Below are 26844 nucleotides of genomic sequence, written 5' to 3'. Positions count from 1 at the left end.
GAGGTGCTGTATGCGGGTTATCGCAAAGCTGGACGTCAAGCCGCCTCAGGTGGTGAAACCCGTTCATTTCGAAGGATTGCGCAAGATCGGTCTGCCCGAAGAATTGGCTCGCGCGTACTACGAGCAAGGGGCTGACGAAGTCTTCTACGTGGATATCGTGGCCAGCCTTTACCGGCGCGAGATTCTGCTGGATCAAATTGCCGCAACCGCTCGCAACCTGCTGGTGCCTTTTGCTGTCGGTGGCGGTGTGCGCACGGTCGAAGACTTTACCCGACTGTTCCATAACGGCGCCGACAAAGTTGTCATCAATACCGGTGCCCTCTGCGAGCCTGCGATCATCGACGCCGCCGCACGTGTGTTCGGTGGCCAGTCGGTCGTGCTGAACGTGGAGGCCAAGCGGTTACCTCAGGGCGGCTGGACTTGCTATAGCGACTGCGGGCGCATCCCTTCGGGGCGTGACCTGCTGGAATGGGTAAAGGAAGCGCAAGAGCGGGGTGTTGGTGAGATTCTGCTCCAGTCGGTCGATACCGATGGTCGTCGACGTGGCTTCGATGTCGAGTTGATCAGTGCAGTGGTTGATGCCGTGCGTATCCCGGTCGTCGCGGCGAGCGGGGCAGGCAGCCTGGACCACATCCTGGATGTCGCTAAACAGGCCAGACCCAGCGGGATCGCAGTGGCATCGGTGCTGCATTATGGTCAGGCCGATATCGGTCAGATCAAGCGTCATCTGAAAGAAAACGGTGTGGAGGTGGCCCTGTGAGCCAATGTGTAGGCGTCGTCGATTACGGATCGGCAGGTAATACCTTCAGCATTGTTCGTGCTCTGGAGTTGGCTGGTGCGCAGCCACGGGTGATCAAGACCCCGAATGAGTTGGTCAATGTCGATAAGCTGGTCTTGCCGGGCGTGGGCAGTTTTACCGACGGTATGGCCGAGCTGAACACGTCCGGCATGGCCGGTGCGGTACGTGAATGGGCTGCAGGCGGTCGTCCGCTGCTGGGCATCTGCCTGGGCATGCAGATCCTCTGTGATGTCGGTTTCGAATATGGCGAAACTCAGGGGTTGGGCCTTATTCGAGGTGAAGTGCGCGCGATGCAATGCAAGGGCGTCGTGCCCCATATGGGGTTCAACCGCGTCGCGGTGCAAGGTGATTCCCCTCTGCTCAAAGGCCTTGGCAGCGACGAGTCCTTGTATTTCATGCACACCTTTGAAGTACAGAACTACACCAATATCATTGCGCTGACCGAATATGCCGGGCATCAATTCGTCTCGGCAGTACAACGCGATAATGTGTTCGGTGTGCAATTCCATCCGGAGAAGAGCCGCGAGGCCGGCATCCGGATTTTCCAAAATTACCTGTCGCTGTGAGCCCGGTATGACTGATCAAGCACTCTACGGCCGCTACGGCCTGCCATTGGATATCCAGTTCTGCAAGAAGTGCGCGATGAACAACCAGCGCCCTTCGTCCACGGTCGAGTTCAAGAACAAGCCGGGTGAAATCAAAAAAGCCATTTTCTTCGATGAGCATGGTGTTTGTGATGCCTGCAATTTTGCGGAGAAAAAGAAAAGTATCGACTGGTCGGATCGCGAGCGCGAACTGAAGGCGCTGTGCGATCGCCACCGTCGTTCCGACGGGCGCTACGATGTGGTGGTGCCGGGCAGTGGTGGCAAGGACAGCGTCATGGCCGCGCATGTGCTCAAGTATAAGTACGGCATGAACCCTATCCTGGTGACCTGGCCGCCTGCCATCTACACTGATATCGGTCGGCGCAATTTCGATGCTTGGATCAACGCTGGCTTTGCCAACTACACCTACCATCAGAACAAGAAGGTCCATCGGACCCTCACGCGATTAGCCTTCGAGAAGCTCTGCCACCCGTTCCAGCCGTTCATTCTCGGTCAGAAGAACCTGGCACCTAAGATGTCCGCACTGCTGGACATCCCGCTTGTCATCTTCGGTGAGAACGAAGCCGAGTACGGCAATGCCATTCAGGATAATGACAAGCCTACCCGGGATCCGAAGTACTACACCGCAGAAAACCAAATGGCGGACCTGTACCTGGGCGGCGTGAGCGCTCAGCAACTGATGGAAGAGTACAAGTTCACCCTGGCAGACCTCGAGGCCTATCTGCCGGTCGACCCCTACCGGATCGAGAAGGTTGGCACCGAGGTGCACTACCTGGGCTACTACCTCAAGTGGCACCCACAGGAAACCTATTATTTCTCGGTGGAAAATACGGACTTCATGCCCAATGACTTCCGCACTGAGGGCAGTTTCAGCAAATACAGCTCCCTCGACGACATGATCGACTGGCTGCATTACTACACCACCTATACCAAGTTCGGTATCGGTCGTGCCACGTATGACGCGGCCCAGGAAATCCGCAACGGCGACATTACCCGCGACGAGGCGATCGCCCTGATCAAGCGCTTCGACGGCGAGTTCCCGGAAATCTACCAGCCGCAGTGCCTGGATTACATGGGGATCACCCAGGATCGCTTCCTCGAAGTGATCGAGGAATTCCGCACACCCCATCTGTGGGAGCAGACCTCCAGCGGTTGGGCGCTCAAGAAGCCTATCTGGAAAGCCTGAATCAGCGAAATAGGAACGTCATGAAAGCATTAGTTACTGGCGCCGATGGTTTTATCGGCTCCCACCTCACAGAACTTCTGGTGCGTGAAGGCTACTCGGTCCGCGCCTTGTCCCAATACAACTCCTTCAATAACTGGGGTTGGCTAGAAGACGTCGACTGTCGTTCTGCGATCGAAGTCGTCAGCGGCGATGTGCGCGATCCGCACTTCTGCAAGCACATCACCCGCGATGTCGATGTGGTCTTCCACCTCGCCGCGTTGATCGCCATTCCGTATTCCTACGTTGCGCCCGACAGTTATGTCGATACCAACGTCAAGGGCACCCTGAACATCTGCCAGGCTGCCAAGGAAAACGGGGTCAAGCGTGTCATCCATACCTCCACCAGCGAGGTGTATGGCACCGCTCAGTACGTGCCGATCGACGAGAAGCACCCGCTGCAGGCGCAATCGCCCTACAGTGCCTCGAAAATCGGCGCTGACGCGATGGCCATCAGCTTCTTCAATGCCTTCGACCTGCCGGTCACCATTGCCCGGCCGTTCAATACCTACGGCCCACGGCAATCTGCGCGCGCGGTGATTCCGACCATCATCACGCAGATCGCCAGTGGCACGAAGCAGATCAAGCTCGGCGATGTGTCCCCGACCCGCGACTTCAACTACGTCGCCGATACTTGCCGTGGGTTCCTCGAGCTGGCCCGATGCGACCAAGCCATTGGCGAAACCGTCAACATCGGCTCCAACTTCGAGATATCGGTTGGCGACACCCTGAACCTGATCAAAGACATCATGGGCAGCGACGTCGAATTCCTGATCGACGACCAGCGCTTGCGCCCGGGCAAGTCGGAAGTGTTCCGCCTGTGGTGTGACAACAGCAAGATCAACGGCATGACCGGTTTTAAACCGGCCTACAGTATTCGCGAAGGTCTGGAGAAAACCATCGAGTGGATGGTGCGCCCGGACAACCTGAGCAAATACAAAGCCGATATCTACAACGTCTGAGTGATCACCATGTTTGACGCCCTCGTCCGCTTCGTTCGCGAACAGTACCGAACCGAGGATTTCATCCCACTGCATGCGCCGGTTTTCAAGGGGCAGGAGTCGGGTTATGTCCAGGAAACCATCGCGTCGACCTTTGTTTCCAGTGTGGGTGCTTTCGTCGACCGTTTTGAAAAGGACGCTGCGGCGTATACGGGGGCTGCCCGTGCGGTGGCCACTGTCAACGGGACGGCGGCCTTGCACGCGGCACTGCTGCTGGCGGGCGTACAGCGCGATGAGCTGGTCATCACCCAGGCGCTGACGTTCGTCGCCACCTGCAATGCCATCGCCTACTGTGGTGCACAGCCGGTGTTCGTCGATGTCGATCGGCACACCCTGGGGATGTCGCCAGCGGCTTTGGAGGCCTGGCTGCAAGCGCATGCCCGGCTCGACGCGGATGGCAACTGCCGAAGCAAGGACGGTGATCGCCGCATCGCCGCGTGCCTGCCCATGCACACCTTTGGCCACCCGGCTGATCTGGACGGTCTGGTTCGCGTATGCAAGCGATGGAATCTGCCACTGGTCGAAGATGCGGCAGAGAGCCTGGGTAGCCTTTATCGCGGCAAGCACACCGGCTCGTTCGGCCTGTTGGGTACCCTGAGCTTCAACGGCAACAAGATCATCACCACCGGCGGCGGGGGCATGATCCTGACCAACGAAGCGCTGGGTGCACGTGCCAAGCACCTGACGACCACGGCCAAGCGTCCGCATCCGTTCGAGTATGTGCATGACGAAGTTGGATTCAACTATCGCCTGCCCAACCTCAATGCCGCGTTGGGGTGTGCCCAGCTCGAGCAATTGGAGCACTTCATCGTCTCTAAACGTGAGCTGGCCTCACGTTACGCGGCGCACCTGGAGGGCAGCGAGCTGATGTTCGTGCAGGAGCCTGAACACTGTCGCTCGAACTACTGGCTCAATGCGGTGATCTGCCCAGACCGTGAGCGGCGTGATGGCCTGCTGCAGGCCAGTAACGCCGCCAATGTGATGACCCGGCCGATCTGGCAACTGATGTGCGACCTGCCAGCGTATGCCCATTGCCCACACGATGGGCTGGCGCAGTCGCGCTGGTTGGCCGATCGCATCGTCAACCTGCCGAGTAGCGTGCTGCCGGAGCATCTGTCGTGACGCAAAAGGTCGCGGTCTTTACGGCGACTCGCGCCGAGTATGGCCTGTTGTACTGGTTGATGAAGGACATTCAGGCCAGTGCTGCCTTGCAGCTGCAGGTATTGGTCAGCGGTATGCACTTGTCGCCGGAGTTTGGCGAAACCTGGAAGGATATCGTGGCCGATGGCTTCGATATCGATGCCAAGGTCGAGATGCTGCTGTCGTCGGATACACCGGTAGGAGTGGCCAAGTCCATGGGCCTTGGCACGCTCGGTTTCGCCGATGCGCTCGAGCGCCTGGCGCCGGATGTGCTGGTCGTGTTGGGTGACCGCTTTGAAGCGCTGGCCGTCGTGCAGGTCGCGGCGGTCATGCGCATTCCGGTGGCGCACCTGCACGGTGGAGAGATCACCGAAGGCGCCTATGACGATGCCTTCAGGCACGCGATCAGCAAGCTGTCCTATTTGCACTTCGTGGCTGCCGAGCCCTATCGCCAACGTGTGATCCAGATGGGGGAGGCCCCCGAAAGGGTGTTCAATGTTGGGGCATTTGGCCTGGATCACATGCTGCGTACTCCCCGTATGAGCCGCCAGGCGCTGGGCGAGAGTCTCAACTTCGTCCTCGACAAGCCATTCTTCGTGGTGACCTATCACCCGGAAACTGCTTTGCAGAGCGACTCTGCCCTTGAGTTCCGGGAGTTGCTGGCGGCGCTTGATTCATTTCCACAACACCAGGTCATTCTCACTTATCCCAACGCGGACAATGGCGGCAGAGCGATCATTCCCCTCCTTGAATCCTATGCCGTAGCTAATCCAAAGCGCGTACTGGCGATACCTTCGCTGGGCTTCAAGCGTTACCTCAGTGCCGTGGCGTTGTCGTCGGTAGTTGTCGGTAACTCATCTAGCGGGATCATCGAGGTTCCTGCTTTTGGTATTCCGAGCGTGAACATTGGCGCCAGGCAGCAGGGGCGTCTGGCGGCTGAATCCGTATTGCATTGCAAGACACAAGTCAACTCGATCCGTGACGCAATAATGATCGCACTTGACGATGTTTTCGCCGAACGCTGCCGGCATGTATCCAACCCCTATGGGCAAGGGCGCGCATCTGCCCGTACCGTGGCTGTTCTGGAACAGTTTGGCGGCGCCACTCCCAAAACCTTTCATGACCTGGTTTGAGCAATGAACTATTTCGAGCGTGGCCGCGTGTACATCATTGCCGAGGCAGGCGTAAACCATAACGGTGACTATGACAAGGCTATGGCGTTGGTCGATGCCGCAGCCCAGGCCGGTGCCGACGCCGTCAAGTTCCAAACCTTCAACGCTCGCCTATTAGCGTCTTCCAGCGCCCCGAAGGCTGCTTATCAAAAGCGCAATACGGGTGAAGAGGACAGCCAGCTGGAAATGCTGCTCAAACTTGAGTTGCCACACTCCTGGCATTACCCGCTGCAGGCGCGCGCCCGTGAGTTGGGATTGGATTTCCTGTCGACCGCTTTCGACCATGAAAGCCTCGCGTTTCTTGATCAGCTCGAGCTTCCTGTCTACAAGATCCCTTCTGGTGAAATAACCAATGGCCCGCTGTTGTGGAATATCGCGCAGGGCGGGCGTCCGATGATTCTCTCAACCGGCATGGCGACCCTTGGCGAAATTGACCAGGCGCTAGCGGTGCTGGCACATGGCCTGGAATTCAATACATCGCCCCAAAGTCTCGAAGAGGTTTGGCTCAATTGGGTTCGCCCCGAGGCACGAGAGCGGGTGATGCAGCGAGTAGCCTTGCTGCATTGCACCTCGCAGTACCCAGCGCAGCCGGTAGAGGTCAATTTGCGAGCGATGGATGTGCTGAAGAACACATTTGGGCTGCCGGTGGGGTATTCGGATCATACAGAGGGCGCCTTGGCTTCCGTCGCAGCAGTGGCTCGCAATGCCTGCATCGTGGAGAAGCACTTTACCTTGGATCGTGCATTGCCAGGGCCAGATCATTCGGCATCGTTGGCGCCGGATGAACTCAAGGAAATGATCGATCAGATTCGACTGGTGGAACAAATGATGGGCCTCGCGGCAAAAGTGCCCCAAGTCAGCGAATGGGATACTCGCAAGGCTGCCCGTCAGAACCTAGTGTTCGCCCGCCCGGTAGGTAAAGGGCAGCAGATCCAGGCTCAGGACCTGGCCAGCGCTCGTTGCGGCTCCGGCGTTTCGCCGATGCACGCATGGGATCTAGTCGGCAAGTTGGCCGAGCGCGATCACGAAGCTGGTGATCCTGCGTGAGCGCACTCCCGGTTGTATTGCTCGGCGCGGGGGGGCATGCACACGTAGTGCTCGATGTAATCGAGTTGAGCGTGTATGCACTAGCTGGCGTATCTGCACCTGAGTTGGTGCGAGGTAGTCGTTGGCTGGGGGTCGAGGTGCTCGGTGGCGACGAGGATGTTCTTCGCCTTGGCTGTGAAACGGTTCTGCTAGTCAATGGTATCGGTGTGATTCCCGGTCAATCGGTAAGGGCACGGGTTCATCGCCATTTCGTCGGGCGAGGATACAGATTCATTTCGCTTATCCATCCGTCGGCAGTGATAGCTGCGCAGGTTGCGATGGACGAGGGGGTACAGGTTATGGCCGGCGTCATTATTCAGCCCGGTTGCCGTCTCGCTACTGGTGTCATTGTGAACACTGGCGCGCGTATCGATCATGATTGTGAGATTGGAGAGCACGCCTTCATCGGGCCTGGCGCCACCGTATGTGGCGATGTCCGGATCGAAGCGGGTGCGTTTATAGGTGCTGGTGCCGTTGTGCTTCCGGGCGTTACGGTGAAAAAGGATGCTGTAGTGGGGGCTGGAGCTGTCGTGGTGCGCACTGTGGAAACAGGTGTAACCGTGGTGGGCAACCCGGCCGTCCGCGTGAGTAGATCATGAAGAACTGGAAAGACATAGTGGTTTCGCCTGAGGTATCTCTGCGAGAAGCCATTCGGCGCATCGATAACGCAGGCACCCAAATGGCCTTGGTAGCCGATGAGGATATGCGCCTCGTTGGGTTGTTGACTGACGGAGACGTACGTCGCGCCATCCTCAATGGAAAGGAATTGGATGGTCCTGTTGCACCGGTCATGAATACGACGCCGAAAACAGGATCGATGGTAACGCCGCGTGCTGAAATATTAGCGATGATGCGACGTTTTGCCTTTCACCATCTTCCTCTTATCGATGAACAGGGACGATTGGCCGGTCTTGCAACAATTGATGACTTCTTAGGAGTGGTCCCTCGTGACAACTGGGTGGTTCTGATGGCCGGGGGGTTGGGGGAACGTTTGCGACCTCTAACAGATAATTGCCCCAAGCCCTTGTTGACGGTGGGTGGGAAGCCAATTCTTGAAAGCATTCTTGAGGGATTTTTAGAACAGGGTTTTCGTCGTTTTTTCATTTCGGTCAATTACAAGGCCGAAATGATCAAAGCGTATTTTGGCAACGGTGAGCGCTGGGGAGCACAGATTGAATATCTACATGAGCGAGAGCGATTAGGAACCGCGGGGGCGTTGTCCCTTTTGCCTGAAAAGCCAACGGCTCCGCTATTTGTAATGAATGGCGACTTAATTACCAAAGCCAATTTTTCTGCAATGCTTGATTTCCATGAAGAACATCGTGCTACTGCTACGATGGCTGTGCGCGAATATGACTTTCAGGTGCCTTACGGAGTCGTCAACGTCGAGGGTGTAACAATTACCGATATTCAGGAAAAACCTGTTCATCGATTTTTTGTTAATGGCGGCATCTACGTGCTGTCATGCGAGGTGCTACCCCGTATTCCTGCTGATACCTTCTTTGATATGCCAAGCTTGTTCCATTTGTTGAGGCAGGAAGGTGATAAGGCTGCTGCTTATCCGCTGCGTGAGTATTGGCTGGATATTGGCCGTATAGATGAGTACGAGCGTGCTCAGCGAGAGTGGGGTTGAGGAATGTACCAGGGGAAAAAAATACTGGGACTTATAACTGCCCGAGGCGGTTCCAAAGGGATTCCAAGAAAGAACATTATTGATGTCGGCGGAAAGCCTCTTATTGCTTGGACCATTGATGCCGCAAAACAGTCCAAGCTGTTGGATAGAGTTGTGCTGTCGAGCGATGACGATGAGATTAGCCAAGTTGCACGTTTGCTAGGATGCGAAGTTCCATTCAAGCGAGATTCCCGGCTTTCTGGTGATGCTGCGAGTAGTGCAGATGTCGTTGCAGACTGCCTACAGCGTATCCCAGGTTATGATTATATTGTGTTACTGCAACCGACATCTCCGTTGCGTAGCGCCGAAGATATCGATTCTGCTATAAAAATCTGCATCGATAAAAAAGCACCTGCCTGTGTCAGTGTTTGTGAGGCTGAGGAAAGCCCATACTGGATGTATACCTTGCAAGGGGAAGGGGCAATGGTGCCTGTTATAAATAACGGCTACTTACGCCGACAAGAACTTCCGCCAGTATATGTCCTTAATGGGGCCATATATGTTGCGGATGTCCAGTGGTTCGCGCAGGTTCGTGGTTTTATGTCAAATGACACGGTTGCTTATTGTATGCCGCGCTGTCGTTCCATTGATATTGATGTGATTGAAGATTTGGAGCGGATTGATGCTGAGCTTAATAAATCAACATGAAGATAAATGCAGTGATGTAATTTGGAATTTCTGATTTTTATTTTTGGATGTGCTAGTTATCTTGTTTAGGGGTTATGTCAAGGGCTTAAGGTGGTGTTTTTTATCCAGTGAGGCTTTTTCTTCGTCAAAATTTTGCTTTTGGTTTTTGCCAGTACGCTGGGTAAAATATGAGTGCAGTCAAAAAATTATTTCGATCCGTTGCTACATATGCTTCGGCAAATGTAATAAATAGCGCAATCCCTTTTTTTCTACTGCCTGTTTTGACTCGGGTTCTTTCCCCTGCTGAATATGGGGTGGTAGCGATGTTTACCACCTTGATGAGCGCCTTGGCAGCGGTTACTGGCCTTAGTTTGCACGGCGCTGTAAGTGTTCGTTATTTTTCGATCGATACTGATCACCCACGGTTTGTAGGTACTTGTCTGAGTGTTCTGGCAGCAAGCACATCTCTTGCTCTGCTTGTTGTGTGGCTGTTCTCCGCTCCACTATCGAACGGCGTAAACCTGCCCGTGGCATGGCTGCTGGCGGCTGTGCTGGGTTCTGCTGCACAGACTATCATTAATATCCGCTTGGTAATGTGGCAGGTGGAAGGGAAGGCTTTGCGCTATGGCTTTTTTCAGATAACTCAAACGCTGCTTAATTTGAGTCTTTCACTATATTTAATTCTAGTGTTAGGTCTTGGGTGGGAGGGTCGTGGTTTAGGTATCGCCACGGCAGTTTTTATTTTTGGTGTGTTGGCTTTAATAAGTCTGCAGCGTGGGCAGAGGATTACATGGAAACTAAGTCTTGATTACGTTAGGGCCTCCTTGCGCTTTGGTATCCCGTTGATCCCTCATTCTCTAGGGGGGATTATGTTATCAATGAGTGATAGGTTTATTCTGATGTCAATGTTAGGGGCGGCTTCAACTGGGGCTTATGCGGTGGGGGCGCAAATAGGAATGCTTGTCGGCGTCTTGGCGGATGCTTTCTCAAAAGCTTTTGTTCCACACCTGTATGAAGAGTTACGCTCAGCGGACGAATATTCTCGTTTGAGGGTTGCGCGTCAGTGTGTGGCGGTTTTTGTTTTATTTTTGTGCTTAGCTGTAATTTATGTAGTGCTTTTGCCATATATTTATCCGTTTTTTGTTGGGGAGGGGTATGATGACTCACTGGCTGTTGCTAGATTGATAGGATTTGGTAACGCATTTGTAGGTATGTATTATGTAGTCGCTGGATTTATTTTTCTTTCTGAGCGGACCGGGTATCTGTCCAGGCTAACTATTATTGTGGGTTTTGTGAACGTTGGAGTTTCTGTTTTTTTGGTTGGTGAGGTGGGAACGCTTGGTGCTGCATGGAGCTATTTGTTCGTCCAGATTCTTTTCTTTGTTGGGGCGTGGTATATCGCTTACCGAGTTTATCCGCTGCCTTGGTTCTCTCTCTTTTCTTTAAAAAAATTATAAATTGTTAGGGTTCTTTGTGCTTTTTTGTTGGAGATGAAATTGCTAAGTCTTGATGATTTACTTGATATCGAGAATGATCCGGCTCTTCTGGAGTTTCGCTGCGCTTGCACCGGTTATTTGTTATGGCCGCTTGTGCGAACGCAGTTCTTCCGGCAATTGATCTCTGATCTTTACTATCAGCACGCCTCATTATTAACACCCTTGCCATCGTTACCGTATCGACAGTTACTGACAGTGCTACCCAAGACGCTGTTGCATAATATTCACCGAGGCCGGACGAGAGGCGAGGTTTTGATATTTGCCAGCGGTGGAGGCCATTTTCAGCGCCAAGGCCGTTGGTTCAACCGAATTACCGATTATCTGGCAGACGCATCGCCTAGCGGCACTATGACAGTTGAGGGGTTGGTGGGCTGGCATCTTCCCGAACCCCGCTGGAATGAAAACGTAATTTATTGGTCGCCTTGGCAAGTGGCGCTGCTTCTCGCTGGCCGGCTATCAGTGCGAGGTAGGCATCTCAGGCTTGCGTCCGAGCTTCTTGAGCATGTTCGTCGCAGAGCCAAAAATTTGCATGGGTTGGATATTTCTGAATCGAAAATGCAAATGCTGGTAGGGGTAGCAGCCAGGAAGATTGCGCGTTTGCCGGCGACACAAGTTGCGTATCGTAAGATGCTGGAAAGATTCAAGCCTCGTCTGCTTCTACTTGAAGAGGGCTGCTATAGCGATCATGGCGTGCTCAATCATATCGCTCATGAGATGGGAGTCCGCGTTGCCGAGCCGCAGCACGGTATGGTGTCTGGCGGCCACGATGCTTATCGCTATGCGGCCTTGTGGCGTAAGAGTGAGCTTTACCGCAGCTATTTGCCAGATGATTTCCTCGGCTATGGCCGGTGGTGGAATGATCAGATTAATGCGCCGGTCCGCAAATGGGTCATTGGCCACCCGCATTACAGCGAGCAAAAGCATTCCTTCAACGGATCTGTAGAAAAAAAGGACATTCTTATTCTAGGGGATGGCATCGAATTTCAGCTTTATCTTGCTTTGGCGCGGGAGTTGGATTCGTTGCTTCCGGAGCACTACAGGGTTGTCTTGAGGCCTCATCCTTTGGAGCGGGCGCTCGTGCGGCAGCGATTCCCGGATGGCAGAGTGGGTGGTGTGGTCATCGACTGCAATCGCGATATATATGAGGCTTTCGGCGATGCCTATGCCGTAGCGGGGGAGGTTTCGACCGGGTTGTTTGAGGCAATCGGATGGGTACCGAAGGTACTTCTGTGGGAAACGCCAAAGGCGCGTTTCGGCTACCCGGTGCATCCATTTGCATGCTTCCATGATGCTCAAGAGTTCGCAGAAGCGATTATAGACCCGGCCATAGGCCGTCCGAGTGTTGTCGAGGAGGACGTCTGGGCTGCTGGGTGGCGTGAAAACTACCGAAATTACCTTGAGCATGCCTTGGCGTAACCAACGCTAAGAAAGCTTCCTGTCGTTTCTTGATGTGCGGCAAGTTCGGTATGCTGTCGGGTCTTTGCGAGCGTTTTCGCCTAGCTATCCTGCTGATAGCCCTGAGGTATTGGCAGGTTATGTTCTATGTGATCTAACTGATCGGTACAAAATGTGGCTCAAAAGAATGTTTCCGTGATCGACTACGGCTGCGGCAATCTTGCCTCGGTTGTCAATATGATTCGGCACGAGGGTGGCGACGCGCAGATAATTACCTCGCCGGAAGAACTGGACTCAGCAGGAAAGCTGATTTTGCCGGGCGTTGGCGCATTCGATCATGGTATGTCCAGTTTGCGTTGTGGTGAGTGGATTGCGCCACTTGAGCGCGCAGTGTTTGGGCGTAAGGTGCCAATCATGGGTATCTGCTTGGGTATGCAATTGCTCGCTTGCGGCAGTGAGGAGGGTCAAGAGCCAGGGTTGGGTTGGGTGGATGCGCGCGTCCGTCGATTCCGCCCTGACGATCCCAAGCTCAAGGTGCCGCATATGGGATGGAATGAGGTGAGGCAGGTGCGTGAGGATGGCTTGTTACCGGTCATCCATACGCCGCGTCGTTTTTACTTCGTGCATTCCTATCGGGTGGAGTGCGCAGACCCCGCGGACGTTCTTCTGGAATGCGACTACGGCGAGACATTTGTAGCAGCTTTCCGTCGTGAAAATATCTGGGGATTCCAGTTCCACCCGGAAAAGAGCCATAGATTTGGTATGGAACTCTTTCGAAACTTTCTAGAGGTGTGATGTGCTTAAGCACCGTGTGATACCCGCGCTGTTGTTGCGTGAGGGGGGGCTTGTAAAAACCCAGAAGTTCAGCAAGCACAAATATATCGGTGATCCGATCAATGCCATCCGTATCTTCAATGAAAAAGAAGTGGATGAACTGGTTCTTCTGGATATAGATGCTACCCGGAAGGGGCGGGAGCCCGACTACGAGCTAATCGAAGGGGTTGCTGGCGAATGCTTTATGCCGCTGGGCTATGGCGGCGGCATCGCATCGGTAGATCAAGCGCGACGAATCTTTTCAGCTGGGGTTGAAAAAATTGTTCTCCAGACGTCCGCACTAACCAATCCGAGGCTCGTGACAGATATTGCCGAGCGTTTCGGGAGTCAAAGTGTCGTTGTGTCCATTGACGTAAAGCGCGACTGGTTGGGTCGTTATCGGCTATGGTCATCGGCGACAGGACGAATAGTAACCCGCGATTGGTTGGAAACATTGACCGGGTTGGTCGCTGCAGGGGCCGGGGAGGTTCTGCTCAATGCGGTGGATCGTGATGGAGTGCAAGCAGGGTATGACTTGCGTCTCATACATATGGCCGCCGAGTCGGTTGATGTTCCACTTATCGCACTGGGTGGCGCAGGCAAGTTGTCTGATTTTGCACAGGCTATTGAAGCAGGAGCATCTGCGGTTGCGGCCGGTAGTTTTTTCGTTATGCAGGGTACGCACCGGGCTGTGTTGATTACATATCCGGAATATGCAGATATTGAGAGGTCTTTGAGGTAGTTATGGCTAGGGAATATCAGGTCTGTACCCGTTGTGTAATGGATGTCAGCGCTGCAGACATTACGTTTGACGCAAGGGGTGTATGCAACTATTGCACCGAGTTTATGCAGCGTTCAGGTCATATCATAAATATTGATGATGCAGAGCGGGCTGAGCGCTTGTCGAAATATGTCGAGCAGGTCAAATCGGATGGTGCAGGCAAGAAGTACGACTGCATTGTTGGTGTTTCCGGGGGGGTGGATAGTTCCTGGGTATTGGTAAAAGCGGTCGAACTCGGCCTTCGTCCACTTGCCGTGCACATGGATAATGGCTGGAACTCCGAGTTGGCGCAGAACAATATTGCCAATTTGGTGAAAAAGCTCAATGTCGATCTTTATACTCACGTCATCGAATGGAATGAATACAAGGCGCTGATGCAGGCCTTTTTTGATAGTGACGTCATCGATGTTGAGCTGCTTTACGATAACGCTATGTTGGCTGTCAATTATAGAATGGCGGCCAAATACAATGTGCGGCATATTCTGTCTGGTAGTAATCAGAGTTCCGAAGGGATGGCAATTCCTGCGGGTTGGAACTGGTTTAAGTATGATCGTAAAAATATTTTAAGTTTGGCGCGCCGTGCGTCCGTACGAATAAGGACATTTCCGCTGCTTGGAACGCTGGGATACATCTATTTTACCTATCTTAAGAGAATTCGATGGGAGTCGATGCTGGACCTGATGCCCTATGATAAAGCAGTGGCAATGCAGGCATTAAAAGTAGGTTTCGGATATAAGCCTTATCCCTATAAGCATTATGAATCCATTTTTACGCGCTTCTATCAAGGGTACATTTTGCCAGAAAAATTTTCGGTGGACAAAAGACGTGTACACTTTTCAACATTGATCATGTCTGGACAAATGTCACGAGAGGCAGCATTGCAGGATCTTGAAAATATTCCATATCCATCCGAGCGGGCGCTTACTGAGGATCGCCAGTATTTTCTAAAAAAGATGGGGTGGTCGGAATCTATGCTGGAAAACTATTTGTCTCGTCGGGAACAACACCACGCTGCCTTTGGCTCCGAAATAGGCCTCTGGAATTTTTGCATGAAAGTTTATCGCACCGTTTTCAAGAAATGCTGAAGAAAGGCGAAGGTAGTATGTCGGCATTGGTGATCAATTTTTATGGTTCTCCGGGTGGGGCTGAGCGGCGTTTTGTCAGAACCGTCAGGAGGATGCGGGATCAAGGAGGGCAGGAGCGGCTGATCATCAATGCGCACGGTAAGAGAGCGCTTGAGGAGGTTGGCATTCTCTTTGATCATGAAAATACCGTGGTCATTGAGGATTTTCGTTTTTGGGGGCGGTTGACTGCCTTCAGCAAGATCGCCTTTGTTATGCAGCTTTGGTGGTATGTTTCAGTCAGCGGCTGCAAGCACTTGCATTATCCTGTAGATCCATCCTATCTCTCTCTTGTCCATTCCTTTCTAGGGAGGGTGTTACCTGTTGGGTATTCGTTATCTGTTGTGGATTCAACACGATCGACGAGAGAGAGCTTTACTCGATACAGCTGGTTTGTTTGGAGACGTAGTATTTTTTTTGCATCAAGGCTGGACTGCCTGTCGGAAGGGATAGCCAGCAATGTCCGAGCGCTTTTTAATGGAGCGCCATCAATAGAGGTTTCTCCCTGTTCCTTTACAGATTATTCGAAGTCGCAAATCGCAGTGCGCAAGGATTTTGATATCGTTCTGATGAGCCGCTTGTGTTCTGGTAAAGGGATTGAGCTTTTTTTTGACGCTCTTGCAATTTTTCATAAGCGGTATGGTGCTGATGCTATTGCGAAGATCGGTGTCTTTGGGGCTGGGCCTATGCACAGCTATGTGCGTGATCGTATTCAGGCGCTTCCTGGATTGAATTTCGAGTTTGGTTACGCTTCCAATCCATTTGAAATATTATCCAGAACCAAAGTTTTTCTTTCTTTGCAAGAGAAGGAAAATTATCCATCGCAATCTTTGCTGGAAGCTATATCTTGCGGTGCGCTGGTGATTGCAACTGATGTGGGTGAAACATACCGTATTGTATCCGACGAGATAGGCTACCGCGTCCCAGCACATCCCGAGGCCCTTGCTAATCAGTTGGTGGTCGCGTTGTCGCGCGTGCAAGCTGAGCAATTCAATGGCACACAGGCGAGCAGGTTGATACGTGATACCCATACGGTAGAGCGATTCTCTGACTATTTTTCAGCTTTTCTGCGACGTGCCGAAAGTCTTACGTCGTCTGGGGGGGGCTTGAAGTGGCTATTGAACGCTAGCAATCTTCACGTTGGCGGAGGAGTTCAGGTCGCGACGTCCTTTATTGACGAACTCTCTCGAATGGAGGAACGAGCGCAGAATGTTTCGCTACTGGTTTCGGACGAGGTTGATGGAAATCTCATCCGAGTCGGTTGCAATACATCTTATTTTGCGAGCTATGAGGTCTTTAATACCTACGGGCTTTCATCAATCAAGGCTTCGTGGCAAGGGAAATTTAGCGGTTATGATCTCGTATTCACAATATTTGGCCCAGCTTACTTTTTATTTCAACCGTTTTGCAGTGTTGTCGGTTTTGCTCAGGCATGGATCATCTATCCAGAGAATGAGGCTGCCCTAAACGCGTCCTTCTTGAGTCGTTACAAATTTCGTTTTAAATATTTTCTGCAATCTCTTTTTTTTCGGCGCGCCGATCGACTGATCGTTGAGGCGACACATGTTAAAAATGGACTGGTCTCGCAAGGAATTTCAGCTAGCCATAAGATCAATGTGGTGTCGAACTGTATTTCCTCGCTTTATTTTGACTCGACTAAATGGTCGCCGCTACGGCGAGAGATAGCGGCCTCATCAGCACTTCGCATAGGTTATGTAGGGCGAGACTATATGCATAAAAATCTAGGAGGGTTGCCTGATATCAGGCGAACGCTTCGAGAGCGCTATCAATTGGATGTCGAGTTCTACGTAACCTTTAGTGATGCTGAGTGGCAGGCCCGCTCTGAGTTATTCAGATCTGAGATAAATAATGTCGGAGTGCTTGATGTTTCGGAGTGCCCATCTTTTTATCAGAACGTGGATGCGGTTATTTTTCCAAGTCTTGTCGAGTGCTTCTCCGCCACCCCCCTTGAGGCCATGGTGATGGCTAAGCCAGTATTTGCTTCTGATCGAGAATTTATTCGGGATGTTTGCGGTGATCTTGTCAGCTATTTTGATCCTCATGATGTAAATGATATGGCTCGTGTTATTGCAGCCTATTTTGCGCTGGATTCACAGACCCGTGCGGCGAGGCTGCTAGCGGCCCAGGAGCATGCTGCTGGCTTTTCTAGCGCCCAAGGACGGGCGCAGAGTTACCTGGAAATTATTGAGAATCTGCTTAGTGGACGAGAAGAAAGTGGCTTTGTTTGATGTATGAAAATCTTGGTCCTTACTCAGTACTTCTGGCCGGAAAGCTTCATCATCAACGACATCGTGCGTACGCTCGACGAGCAGGGCCACGAGGTGATAGTGGCCACCGGAAAACCCAACTATCCCGACGGCAAGGTCTTCGATGGTTACCGTGCTGCGGGTACCCAGCGCGAACGCTACCTGGGGCGTATCGAGGTGCTGCGGGTGCCGCTGTGGCCGCGTGGTCAGGGGGGCGCGAAGAATCTGATCCTCAATTACCTGTCCTTTGTATTCAGCGGTCTGCTGTGCCTGCCCTGGATGCTGCGTGGTCGCAAGTTCGACGCCATCCTGGTGTTCGCCCCATCACCTATCACCCAGGCGATCCCGGCGATTCTGCTCAAATGGTTGAAGAGGGCGAAACTGGCTCTGTGGGTGCAGGACCTCTGGCCTGAGAGCCTCTCAGCCACAGGCTTTGTGCGAAACCCTTACCTGCTGCGCGCAGTAGGCTGGATGGTGCGCGGCATCTACCATCAGTGCGACACGTTACTCGTGCAGTCACGGGCTTTCGTCGAACCGGTGGCGTACTACGCTGACCGTGCGAAGATTCAGTACTACCCCAACTCCATGGATATAAGCAGTTCAAAGGCTGTGGTGCCCGTGCCGAGCGAGTTGCTTGAGTTGCTCGAGAAATATTTCTGCGTTGTTTTCGCCGGTAACCTGGGGACGGCACAGGCGCTGGAAACCATCGTGCAGGCGGCGGTTCATATGCGAGATGATCCGCATATTCGTCTGGTTCTGGTGGGCAGCGGTAGCCGCCTGTCCTGGCTCAAGGCGCAGCAGCAGGCGCACGGCCTGGATAATCTGTTACTGCCGGGACGTTTCCCAATGGAGGCGATGCCACAGATCTTCGAGCGTGCTTCGGCCCTGCTGGTATCGCTGAACAACGAACCGGCTTTTGCACAGACCATCCCCAGTAAAATCCAGGCTTACCTGGCCGCTGGCCGACCGATCATCGCCTGCATGAATGGCGAGGGGGCTCGAGTGGTCTGCGAGGCGCGCGCAGGCCTCGCCTCGCCGGCCGAACAGGTGTTGCCGCTGGTAGCTAACATTCAGCGTATCAAAGAGATGGGTGACGCAGAGCGTATTGCCATGGGCCAGTCCGGCAAGGCTTACTTTGATGCCAATTTTGAGATGGAGCTGCAGGTCGAAAACTTGGTGAAGTATTTGGCGGGAACGCCTTCCAGAAAAGGTTGTGAATGATATGAAGGTTCTGGTCCTAGGTGTCACCGGTATGCTCGGCAATGCCGTTTTTCGCGTTTTTTCTGCCGATGCGGCTTACCAGGCCTGGGGCACGCTGCGCAGTACTGCGGCCCTGCGCCACTTTCCGCAGAACAGCCATGCGCGCTTGCTCTGTGGCGTTGATGTGCTGGACCAGGATGCGTTGACCTCCGTCATGGTCCGGGTGAAGCCGGACGTGGTGATCAACTGCGTCGGCCTGATCAAGCAGCTGGCCGATGCCAATGACCCTCTCACTGCACTGCCGATTAACGCCATGCTGCCGCACCGCCTCGCGCGGCTATGCGAGCTGAGTGGGGCGAGGCTGATCCATGTCAGTACCGACTGCGTATTCTCCGGGCGCAAGGGGTTGTACCGAGAGACTGACCTGTCGGATGCGGAAGACCTCTACGGCAAGTCCAAGTACATCGGCGAGCTACACGAGCAGGCGCATGCGATCACCTTGCGCACATCGATCATCGGCCATGAGCTGGGCTCGAACCATGCGTTGGTGGACTGGTTTCTTTCACAGCAGAACAGTGTCAGGGGCTTCACCAAGGCAATCTTTTCTGGCCTGCCAACGGTGGAGCTGGCGCGGGTGATGAAGGATTTCGTGATTGCGCACCCGCAGCTCAATGGTCTGTATCATGTCGCCGCGGAGCCGATCGACAAGTTCCGTTTGCTCAGCTTGGTGGCCGCGCAGTACGGCAAGGCGATCGAGATTCGTCCAGATGATGCATTGGTGATAGACCGCTCGCTCGATGGTGCACGGTTTCGAGATGCCACCGGCTATGCAGCGCCGGCCTGGCCCGAGCTGATTCGTCGGATGCACGAGCAACGGTAACAAGGGCGTTGGGCGACGATTGTCTCCCTCGCATCAGCCCCGCTCCCGTAGGGTGGGGCCTTACTACACTATAAATAGTCGCGCATGCACAAGCCTGCGCCCGTGGCCTGGAAAGTTTTATGTTTGATGACAAGGTATTGATGATCACCGGTGGCACCGGTTCCTTTGGGCATACGGTGTTGCGGCGTTTCCTCGATACCAATGTGCGTGAGATCCGCATCTTCTCCCGCGACGAGAAGAAGCAGGAGGACATGCGCATTGCCCTGGCCAATGACAAGGTCAAGTTCTACATCGGTGATGTTCGCGACTACGACAGCCTGAAGCAGGCCATGGTCGGTGTTGATTACATCTTTCACGCGGCGGCCCTCAAGCAGGTGCCTTCCTGCGAGTTCTACCCGATGGAAGCAGTGCGCACCAACGTCAACGGTACCGAGAATGTGCTCAATGCCGCCATCGCCAGCGGCGTAAAGCGCGTCGTGGTGCTCTCGACCGACAAGGCGGTGTACCCGATCAACGCCATGGGTATCTCAAAGGCCATGGCCGAGAAACTGATGGTCGCCAAGTCGCGGATGATTCCCGAGGGCGGCACCGTGGTCTGTGCCACGCGCTACGGCAACGTGATGGCCTCGCGCGGCTCGGTGATCCCTCTGTTCATCGACCAACTGCGCAGCGGCGAGCCGCTGACCGTGACCGACCCGCAGATGACCCGTTTTCTGATGTCGCTGGAGGATTCGGTCGATCTGGTGCTGCATGCCTTCGAGCATGGCGAACAAGGCGATTTGTTCGTGCAAAAGGCACCTGCCTCAACCGTCGGAGATTTGGCCCAGGCGCTCAAGGAACTCTTCGGTCATGACAATCCGGTGCGAGTCATCGGTACTCGGCATGGCGAGAAGCTCTATGAGTCGCTGGTATCGCGCGAGGAAATGGCCAAGGCCGAGGATATGGGGCGTTACTACCGTATTCCGGCCGATAACCGCGATCTGAACTACAAGAAGTACTTCGTCGAGGGTGAGGAGAGGATCTCCGAGCTGGACGACTACACCTCGCACAATACCCATCGTCTGGACGTACCCGGCATCAAGGAGCTCTTGCTCAAGCTCGATTACATCAAGGAGCAGCTCGATGCTTAAGGTCATGACACTGGTCGGGACCCGCCCGGAACTGATCAAGATGAGCCGGGTGATTGCCGAGATTGACCGCCAGGTCAACCACGTGCTGGTGCACTCGGGGCAGAATTACGACTACGAGCTCAACCAGGTGTTCTTTGACGATCTGGAGATCCGCAAGCCCGATCACTTTCTCGGTGCCGCCGGCGAGACTGCCGCACAGACCATCGCCGAGGTGATTGCCAAGGCGGACGCCGTGTTCGAACTGGAAAAGCCTGATGCGTTGCTGCTCTATGGCGACACCAATACGTGCCTGGCGGTGATCGCCGCGAAGCGCCGCAAGATTCCGGTGTTCCATATGGAGGCGGGCAACCGCTGCTTTGATCAGCGTGTGCCGGAAGAGCTCAACCGCAAGGTGCTCGATCATCTCTCCGACATCAACCTGGTGCTTACCGAGCATGCCCGTCGCTATTTGATCGCTGAGGGCATCCGCCCCGAGACCATCATCAAGACCGGCTCGCACATGCATGAGGTGCTGGATTACTACAGGCCGAAGATCGAGGCCTCCGACGTGCTGGCTCGTGAGGGGCTCGAGGCCGGAAAGTTCTTCATTGTCAGCACCCACCGTGAAGAGAACGTCGACACTCCGGACAACCTGCGCGATCTGCTTGCCACCTTGCGAGCGCTGGCCGACGAGTATGGCTTCCCGCTGATTGTCTCGACCCATCCGCGTACTCGCAAGCGACTGGAGGCGCTGGGCGAATCGCTGGATCACCCACTGATCCGCTTCTCCAAGCCATTCGGTCTGCTCGATTACATCAAGCTGCAGATGAACGCCTTCTGCGTGCTCTCCGACAGCGGCACCATCACCGAGGAAGCCTCGTTGCTCAACCTGCCGGCGGTAACGCTGCGCAATGCCCATGAACGGCCCGAGGGCATGGACCAGGGCACGCTGATCATGAGCGGGCTGAAGAAGGATTCGGTGCTGGCTGCGGTCAGGGTCATCACCAGCCAGCACCGTGCCGGCGAGCGGGTGATTCCGCTGGTACCCGACTACGACGGCGGTCCAGTGTCGCTGCAAGTGGTGCGGGTGGTGCTCAGTTACACCGACTACGTGAACCGTACCGTCTGGCGCAAGGACTGAACATGCGTGTTCTGCTGACTGGCGCCAGCGGCTTCGTCGGCCGTGGCGTACAGGCGCGCTTGCTGGCCGATGGCGTGCATCGGTTGCGCTGCGCCCAGCGCAATGCACCGGTTGCCCCACTTGTCGGGGTGGAGTACTGCCTGGCTCCGTCGTTGGAGGCGGAGGCCGACTGGTCGCAGGCGCTCGCGGACGTCGATGCAGTCATTCACTGTGCAGCGCGGGTGCACGTGATGCATGAACAGGCTGCCGATCCACTGGCGGAGTTTCGTCGAGACAACGTCGAGGGCACGCTACGCCTGGCGCATCAGGCTGTGGCAGCGGGCGTGCGGCGTTTCGTCTTCGTCAGCTCGATCAAGGTCAACGGTGAGCAGACTCTCCCAGGGCAGGCTTACAGGGCCGATGATGTTTCGAATGCGACGGACCCTTACGGCATCTCAAAACGAGAGGCTGAGGACGAGTTGCTGGCTCTTGCTGATGAAACAGGGCTGGAGGTGGTCATCGTCCGTCCGCCCTTGATCTATGGCCCTGGGGTCAAGGCCAACTTCTTGAGCATGATGCGCTGGCTGCAACGGGGTGTGCCGTTGCCGTTCGGTGCCATAGACAACCGCCGCAGTCTGGTTGCATTGGATAACCTGGTGGACTTGCTGGTGGTGTGCCTTACCCATCCGGCGGCCAGCGGGCAGCGTTTTCTGGTCTGCGACGGCGAGGATCTCTCTACCACCGAGTTGCTGCGACGTCTGAGCGCCGCTCTTGGGCGCTCCGCGTGGCTCTTGCCAGTGCCGCAGGCGTTGATTGAGCGGGCTGCGATCTTGCTGGGGCGTCGTCAGCTTAATCAGCGTCTGTGTGGTTCGTTACAGATCAGCATGGACAAGACGCGCGAACGACTGGGGTGGACTCCACCACTTACCGTTGATCAGGCTTTGGCCAAGACTGCTGCGCATTATCTGAAAGAAATATCTAAATGAAAGTTATGGTTCTGATGGTGGTCACTGCTGTCTTGGCCTGGGGGCTGACAGCGTTGCTGCGACGCTATGCGCTGGCCCGCAGCCTGATGGATATACCCAACGCGCGTAGCTCGCATAGTCAACCAACACCTCGTGGAGGAGGCGTCGCCATTGTTGTGGCCTTCCTCCTGGGGTTGTGCGTGGCATTCGCTGCAGGTCTGGATCTCCCCACTGAGATTTACTACTCGCTACTGGGCTCCGGCTTGGCCATTGCATTGCTTGGATTCCTGGATGACCACGGGCACATTGCCGCTCGCTGGCGCTTGCTCGGGCATTTCGCTGCTGCTGCTTGGGCACTGTTCTGGCTCGGTGGGCTGCCGCCGGTCGCAATACTTGGCCACTCAGTCGACTTTGGTTGGTTGGGTTATGTGCTGGCTTCTTTGTATCTGGTTTGGTTACTCAACCTTTACAACTTCATGGATGGAATCGATGGCATTGCCAGTATCGAAGCTATCTGTGTTTGTGTAGGAGGCGCTCTGTTATATGCCCTCCAGGGGCATGCCGAGGCAGCAGTGCTGCCGCTGCTGCTGTCGTTTGCTGTGGTGGGATTTCTTTACTGGAATTTCCCACCGGCGCGGATTTTCATGGGCGATGCGGGTAGCGGCTTTCTAGGTGTCGTGCTTGGCGTTCTTTCCTTGCAGGCGGCGTGGATCGATCAGTCCTTGCTTTGGGGTTGGCTGATCTTGTTGGGTGTTTTCGTGGTGGACGCGACCTTTACTCTACTTCGGCGTTTACTGCGCGGAGACAAGGTTTATGAAGCTCATCGAAGCCATGCGTATCAATACGCTTCGCGTCAGTTCGGTCGCCATTTGCCGGTTACTCTGGCGGTCGCCGCGATCAATCTCTGCTGGCTGTTGCCGGTGGCTATTTGGGTAGCGCAAGGCGGCGATGGTTTGCTCGGACTATTGTTGGCTTATGTGCCTCTGATAGCACTGGCTATCAAGTTTCGTGCTGGCGAGTTGGAGCGTAGATGAGCCAGTTACGGAAATTGCTAGTACTTGGAGCGGGTGGCCACGGCAAGGCCGTCGCGGAGGCTGCGTTACTTTCTGGTGAGTGGCAGCAAGTAGTTTTCCTCGACGACAGATGGCCTGAGTTGAAGGTTGTTTGTGGCCTGCCGGTGGTCGGTGACCTGAGTCATTTGGCTGAAAAAGCAGGGGCGACTGACGGAGCTATTGCGGCAGTTGGGAATAATGGCTTGCGTCGTGCCTGGCAAGAAAAGATTACCGCCTCTGGCCTTCCGTTGGTCAGCGTCGTTCACCCTCGTGCTTGCGTAAGTGCTTCAGCTTCAATCGGCTCTGGTTCAGCCATCATGTCACTGGCAGTCGTGGGCGCTGAGGCTCGGCTGGGACAAGGGGTGATCATTAACGCGGGAGCGGTGGCCGACCATGATGTGACTTTGGGCGACTATGCGCATCTTGGTGTAGGTGTCTGTCTGGCCGGCGGAGTCGCAGTCGGCGCGGCTGCTTGGCTTCAGGCAGGTTGCAGTGCTGGATATGGTGTCGTTATCGAGCCGGGTTTAGTTATCGAGCCTGGCCAGGCTCTGATTGCCAAGGATTGAGGTGTTGAGATGATTCGTCGACGAATAGAGTTATTACGCCAATGCCTTTTGCATTTGTCTCGTCGGCAAAAGCGGGCGCTTCAACTGGCTGTTGACGTAGTGCTTATTTGGCTCGCGCTGTGGCTGTCATTTGCCGTTCGTATGGGGGAGTGGGATGCTGCCAGACCTTTTTCGGGTCATGGCTGGCTGTTTTTGCTGGCGCCTGTTATTGCACTTCCAATTTTCATCAGGCTGGGGATGTATCGTGCGGTAATGCGTTACGTGGGTAATGATGCCCTTGTAACGATAGCCAAGGCGGTGACCCTGTCTGCGTTGGTGCTGTCTCTGGCGGTGTATTGGTATCGCGGGCCGACGGCCCTCGTTCCAAGGTCCATGGTTTTTAATTATTGGTGGCTGAGCCTGCTGCTGTTGGGCGGTTTGCGCTTGTTCATGCGCCAGTTCTTTGTAGGGAATTGGTTCGAGCCAACTGCTCGCCGCCGTGATATCGAATCCGGCACTTCCAAGGTTGCCATATACGGAGCCGGGGCGGCGGGTAATCAGCTGGTAGCCGCTTTACGTTTGGGCAAGGCGATGCGTCCGGCTGCATTCATTGATGATGATTCCGGTATTGCCACTCGCACGATTGCGGGCCTGCGCGTCTACTCGTCCAAGCATATTCAGCAGATGATCGATGAAACGGGGGTGACAGAGGTTTTGCTGGCAATGCCCTCGGTTCCTCGCGCGCGCAGGCGAGAGATACTCGAGGCGCTGGAGCCCTACGCGCTCCATGTACGCAGCATTCCCGGCTTCATGGATCTTGCCAGTGGGCGGGTAAAGGTCGAAGATCTTCAGGAAGTCGATATCGCCGACCTTCTCGGGCGTGATGCCGTACCGCCTCGGCAAGATTTGTTCGAACGCTGCATCAAGAATCAGGTGGTCCTGGTAACCGGCGCTGGTGGTTCCATCGGCTCTGAGCTGTGTCGGCAGATTCTCGCGAGCGGCGCGCGGACCTTGCTGCTTTTCGAGCACAGCGAATTCAATCTCTACAGTATCCATGGCGAATTGCAGCAGCGAATCGCGAGGGAGTCGCTGCCGATCAAGCTGGTGCCGATTCTCGGGTCTATCCGTAACTTCGAGCGGTTGTTCGACATTCTGCAGACCTGGCGGGTGAATACCGTTTATCACGCCGCTGCGTACAAGCATGTGCCGATGGTCGAGCATAACGTCGCCGAGGGCGTGCTCAATAACCTCGTCGGTACGCTCAATGCGGCGCAGGCATCGATCAGGGCGGGTGTTGCCAATTTCGTTTTGATTTCTACCGACAAGGCGGTGCGGCCTACCAATGTCATGGGCAGCACCAAACGCCTGGCCGAGATGGTGCTGCAGGCGCTGAGTCGTGAATCTGCGCCCGTGTTGTTCGCTGATGATTCAGGCGTTCATCACGTCAACAAGACCCGTTTCACCATGGTGCGTTTCGGCAATGTGCTGGGCTCTTCCGGGTCGGTGATTCCGCTGTTCAGGGAGCAGATCAAGCGGGGTGGGCCGGTGACGGTGACGCATCCGAACATCACCCGCTATTTCATGACGATCCCTGAGGCGGCGCAGCTCGTCATTCAGGCGGGCTCGCTGGGGCAGGGGGGTGATGTGTTCGTGCTGGATATGGGCGAGCCGGTCAAGATCGCCGACCTGGCCGAAAAGATGATTCGTCTGTCGGGCCTGACCGTTCGTGATGAGCATAGTCCGCATGGCGATATCGGTATCGAGTTCACCGGCTTGCGCCCGGGTGAGAAGCTCTACGAGGAGTTGCTGATCGGCGAGGATGTTAAGCCGACCGAGCATCCGATGATCATGCGCGCAGAAGAGGACATGCTGCCCTGGGACGAGCTCAAGGCTCGTTTGCAGGAGTTGTTGGTGGCGGTCAGTGAGGATGACTACGCTCGCGTGCGAATGCTGCTGCGCGAAACGGTGCATGGCTATGTGCCGGAAGGTGAGATCGTGGACTGGATTCATCTCCGAAACCGGGAGCGTTGAGGCTTTGATTTGACAGCTGGGAGATAGCGTCTAGTTTAAAAAACGAGGCCATGGTTGCCTCGTTTTTTATAAACAAAGGAGTGTTTCCCATGCTGAAAGTCAGTCTATCTTCCCTTCTGTTCGCAGTTCTCGCTTCCTTCTCTCTGGCTGCTGCCGCAGCTGAAACCCCAAAAACCGAACGCGCCAAACCGGCTGCCATGCAGGTGGCGCAGGTTGCTATGGTCAATCTCAATACCGCCGATGCTGCAACACTGCAGAGTGAGTTGGTGGGCATTGGTGCGGCCAAGGCGCAGGCGATTGTGGCTTATCGGGAGGAGCACGGTAATTTCGCCTCGGTCGATGAGTTGTTGGAGGTGAAAGGTATCGGCGAGGCGACGCTGGAGAAGAACCGTGACAGGTTGAGTGTTAACTGACGCCAGGCGGTGTCGTTGTCTGGGCCGGTCTTTTGACCGGCCTTTTGCGTTTGTAGGGGGCAATGATTGTTGCGAGGAAAGGTTGGTGCGCATGGCGCACCCTACGAAAAGCGTTGCGCAGGCAATAAAAAAACCAGCGGTTAGGCTGGGTTCTTGAATTTGGCTCCGCGACCTGGACTCGACAGCGCAGCTGAACGCGCTTCAGCGCGGCCCCGGAGGGGTGAGCGAAGCGAATAACCTGGGACATGGTCCCTGGTGAGAGTCCGCAGGCAATAAAAAACCCAGCGGTTAAGCTGGGTTCTTGAATTTGGCTCCGCGACCTGGACTCGACA

Annotated in this window: 25 protein-coding genes; all 25 read left to right on the top strand. The window is 54.8% G+C overall.

Features of this window, described 5'->3' with window-relative positions; translation table 11 throughout:
- Window positions 1-10 precede the first annotated feature (10 nt).
- The 25 genes from hisF to ACN0X6_RS18690 all read left to right on the top strand — a co-directional run bounded on the left by hisF (window position 11) and on the right by ACN0X6_RS18690 (window position 26512).
- A complete protein-coding gene (gene hisF / locus ACN0X6_RS18810) occupies window positions 11-760 on the top strand; it encodes an imidazole glycerol phosphate synthase subunit HisF (RefSeq protein WP_417706282.1) in 750 nt (249 codons plus the stop codon).
- Complete coding sequence (gene hisH / locus ACN0X6_RS18805) at window positions 757-1365, top strand: imidazole glycerol phosphate synthase subunit HisH (protein ID WP_417706280.1); 609 nt, start codon at window positions 757-759, stop codon at window positions 1363-1365. Before hisF ends, hisH (ACN0X6_RS18805) begins: the two co-directional genes overlap by 4 nt.
- Before the next feature lie 7 nt (window positions 1366-1372).
- The gene (locus ACN0X6_RS18800) at window positions 1373-2590 is read left to right on the top strand and encodes an N-acetyl sugar amidotransferase (RefSeq protein WP_417706278.1); all 1218 of its coding nucleotides are present in this window, start codon (window positions 1373-1375) and stop codon (window positions 2588-2590) included.
- Window positions 2591-2610: 20 nt separating this feature from the next.
- A complete protein-coding gene (locus tag ACN0X6_RS18795) occupies window positions 2611-3588 on the top strand; it encodes an NAD-dependent 4,6-dehydratase LegB (protein WP_036986685.1) in 978 nt (325 codons plus the stop codon).
- 9 nt (window positions 3589-3597) lie between these two features.
- A complete protein-coding gene (locus ACN0X6_RS18790; RefSeq protein WP_417706276.1) occupies window positions 3598-4749 on the top strand; it encodes a LegC family aminotransferase in 1152 nt (383 codons plus the stop codon).
- The gene (gene neuC, locus ACN0X6_RS18785; protein ID WP_417706274.1) at window positions 4746-5900 is read left to right on the top strand and encodes a UDP-N-acetylglucosamine 2-epimerase; all 1155 of its coding nucleotides are present in this window, start codon (window positions 4746-4748) and stop codon (window positions 5898-5900) included. Before ACN0X6_RS18790 ends, neuC begins: the two co-directional genes overlap by 4 nt.
- A 3-nt stretch (window positions 5901-5903) precedes the next feature.
- Window positions 5904-6986: an N-acetylneuraminate synthase gene (gene neuB, locus ACN0X6_RS18780; RefSeq protein ID WP_417706272.1), complete on the top strand. Its 1083-nt coding sequence runs from the start codon at window positions 5904-5906 to the stop codon at window positions 6984-6986.
- Window positions 6983-7624, top strand: a complete 642-nt coding sequence (locus ACN0X6_RS18775; protein WP_417706270.1) for a NeuD/PglB/VioB family sugar acetyltransferase — start codon at window positions 6983-6985, stop codon at window positions 7622-7624. Before neuB ends, ACN0X6_RS18775 begins: the two co-directional genes overlap by 4 nt.
- Complete coding sequence (locus ACN0X6_RS18770; RefSeq protein WP_417706268.1) at window positions 7621-8658, top strand: nucleotidyltransferase family protein; 1038 nt, start codon at window positions 7621-7623, stop codon at window positions 8656-8658. The genes ACN0X6_RS18775 and ACN0X6_RS18770 overlap by 4 nt, the downstream gene beginning before the upstream one ends.
- A gap of 3 nt (window positions 8659-8661) precedes the next feature.
- Entirely contained in the window at window positions 8662-9345 is a 684-nt protein-coding gene (locus tag ACN0X6_RS18765; RefSeq protein WP_417706266.1) for a cytidylyltransferase domain-containing protein, read from the top strand.
- Window positions 9346-9512: 167 nt separating this feature from the next.
- Window positions 9513-10781: a lipopolysaccharide biosynthesis protein gene (locus ACN0X6_RS18760; RefSeq protein WP_417706264.1), complete on the top strand. Its 1269-nt coding sequence runs from the start codon at window positions 9513-9515 to the stop codon at window positions 10779-10781.
- A gap of 33 nt (window positions 10782-10814) precedes the next feature.
- A complete protein-coding gene (locus tag ACN0X6_RS18755) occupies window positions 10815-12236 on the top strand; it encodes a hypothetical protein (RefSeq protein ID WP_417706262.1) in 1422 nt (473 codons plus the stop codon).
- A 174-nt stretch (window positions 12237-12410) separates the two neighbouring features.
- The gene (hisH, locus tag ACN0X6_RS18750) at window positions 12411-13010 is read left to right on the top strand and encodes an imidazole glycerol phosphate synthase subunit HisH (protein WP_417706260.1); all 600 of its coding nucleotides are present in this window, start codon (window positions 12411-12413) and stop codon (window positions 13008-13010) included.
- Between the two features lies 1 nt (window position 13011).
- Window positions 13012-13770, top strand: a complete 759-nt coding sequence (locus ACN0X6_RS18745) for an AglZ/HisF2 family acetamidino modification protein (RefSeq protein WP_417706258.1) — start codon at window positions 13012-13014, stop codon at window positions 13768-13770.
- 2 nt (window positions 13771-13772) lie between these two features.
- On the top strand, window positions 13773-14894 hold the full coding sequence (locus ACN0X6_RS18740) for an N-acetyl sugar amidotransferase (RefSeq protein WP_417706256.1): 1122 nt from the start codon (window positions 13773-13775) through the stop codon (window positions 14892-14894).
- Window positions 14888-17179, top strand: coding sequence for a glycosyltransferase (locus ACN0X6_RS18735; protein ID WP_417706254.1), 2292 nt, complete (start codon window positions 14888-14890; stop codon window positions 17177-17179). Before ACN0X6_RS18740 ends, ACN0X6_RS18735 begins: the two co-directional genes overlap by 7 nt.
- Before the next feature lie 3 nt (window positions 17180-17182).
- Complete coding sequence (locus tag ACN0X6_RS18730) at window positions 17183-18418, top strand: glycosyltransferase family 4 protein (RefSeq protein ID WP_417706252.1); 1236 nt, start codon at window positions 17183-17185, stop codon at window positions 18416-18418.
- A 1-nt stretch (window position 18419) separates the two neighbouring features.
- Window positions 18420-19277, top strand: a complete 858-nt coding sequence (locus ACN0X6_RS18725; protein WP_417706250.1) for a dTDP-4-dehydrorhamnose reductase family protein — start codon at window positions 18420-18422, stop codon at window positions 19275-19277.
- Window positions 19278-19396: 119 nt separating this feature from the next.
- Entirely contained in the window at window positions 19397-20407 is a 1011-nt protein-coding gene (locus tag ACN0X6_RS18720; protein ID WP_417706248.1) for a polysaccharide biosynthesis protein, read from the top strand.
- Entirely contained in the window at window positions 20400-21527 is a 1128-nt protein-coding gene (wecB, locus tag ACN0X6_RS18715; RefSeq protein WP_417706246.1) for a non-hydrolyzing UDP-N-acetylglucosamine 2-epimerase, read from the top strand. The genes ACN0X6_RS18720 and wecB overlap by 8 nt, the downstream gene beginning before the upstream one ends.
- 2 nt (window positions 21528-21529) lie before the next feature.
- Window positions 21530-22492 carry a UDP-glucose 4-epimerase family protein gene (locus tag ACN0X6_RS18710; protein WP_417706244.1) on the top strand — a complete coding sequence of 321 codons (963 nt, stop codon included), beginning with the start codon at window positions 21530-21532 and terminating at the stop codon, window positions 22490-22492.
- Window positions 22489-23505, top strand: coding sequence for an MraY family glycosyltransferase (locus ACN0X6_RS18705; RefSeq protein WP_417706242.1), 1017 nt, complete (start codon window positions 22489-22491; stop codon window positions 23503-23505). Before ACN0X6_RS18710 ends, ACN0X6_RS18705 begins: the two co-directional genes overlap by 4 nt.
- Window positions 23502-24089 (top strand): acetyltransferase, encoded by a 588-nt coding sequence (locus tag ACN0X6_RS18700; protein WP_417706240.1) that lies wholly within the window; start codon window positions 23502-23504, stop codon window positions 24087-24089. The genes ACN0X6_RS18705 and ACN0X6_RS18700 overlap by 4 nt, the downstream gene beginning before the upstream one ends.
- A gap of 9 nt (window positions 24090-24098) precedes the next feature.
- Window positions 24099-26099 carry a polysaccharide biosynthesis protein gene (locus ACN0X6_RS18695; protein WP_417706238.1) on the top strand — a complete coding sequence of 667 codons (2001 nt, stop codon included), beginning with the start codon at window positions 24099-24101 and terminating at the stop codon, window positions 26097-26099.
- A gap of 89 nt (window positions 26100-26188) precedes the next feature.
- Entirely contained in the window at window positions 26189-26512 is a 324-nt protein-coding gene (locus ACN0X6_RS18690; RefSeq protein ID WP_417706236.1) for a ComEA family DNA-binding protein, read from the top strand.
- Window positions 26513-26844: the final 332 nt, after the last annotated feature.

The sequence above is a fragment of the Pseudomonas sp. genome (assembly GCF_048269965.1).
GTDB lineage: Bacteria > Pseudomonadota > Gammaproteobacteria > Pseudomonadales > Pseudomonadaceae > Aquipseudomonas.
This window is presented reverse-complemented; position numbering and strand designations above follow the sequence as displayed.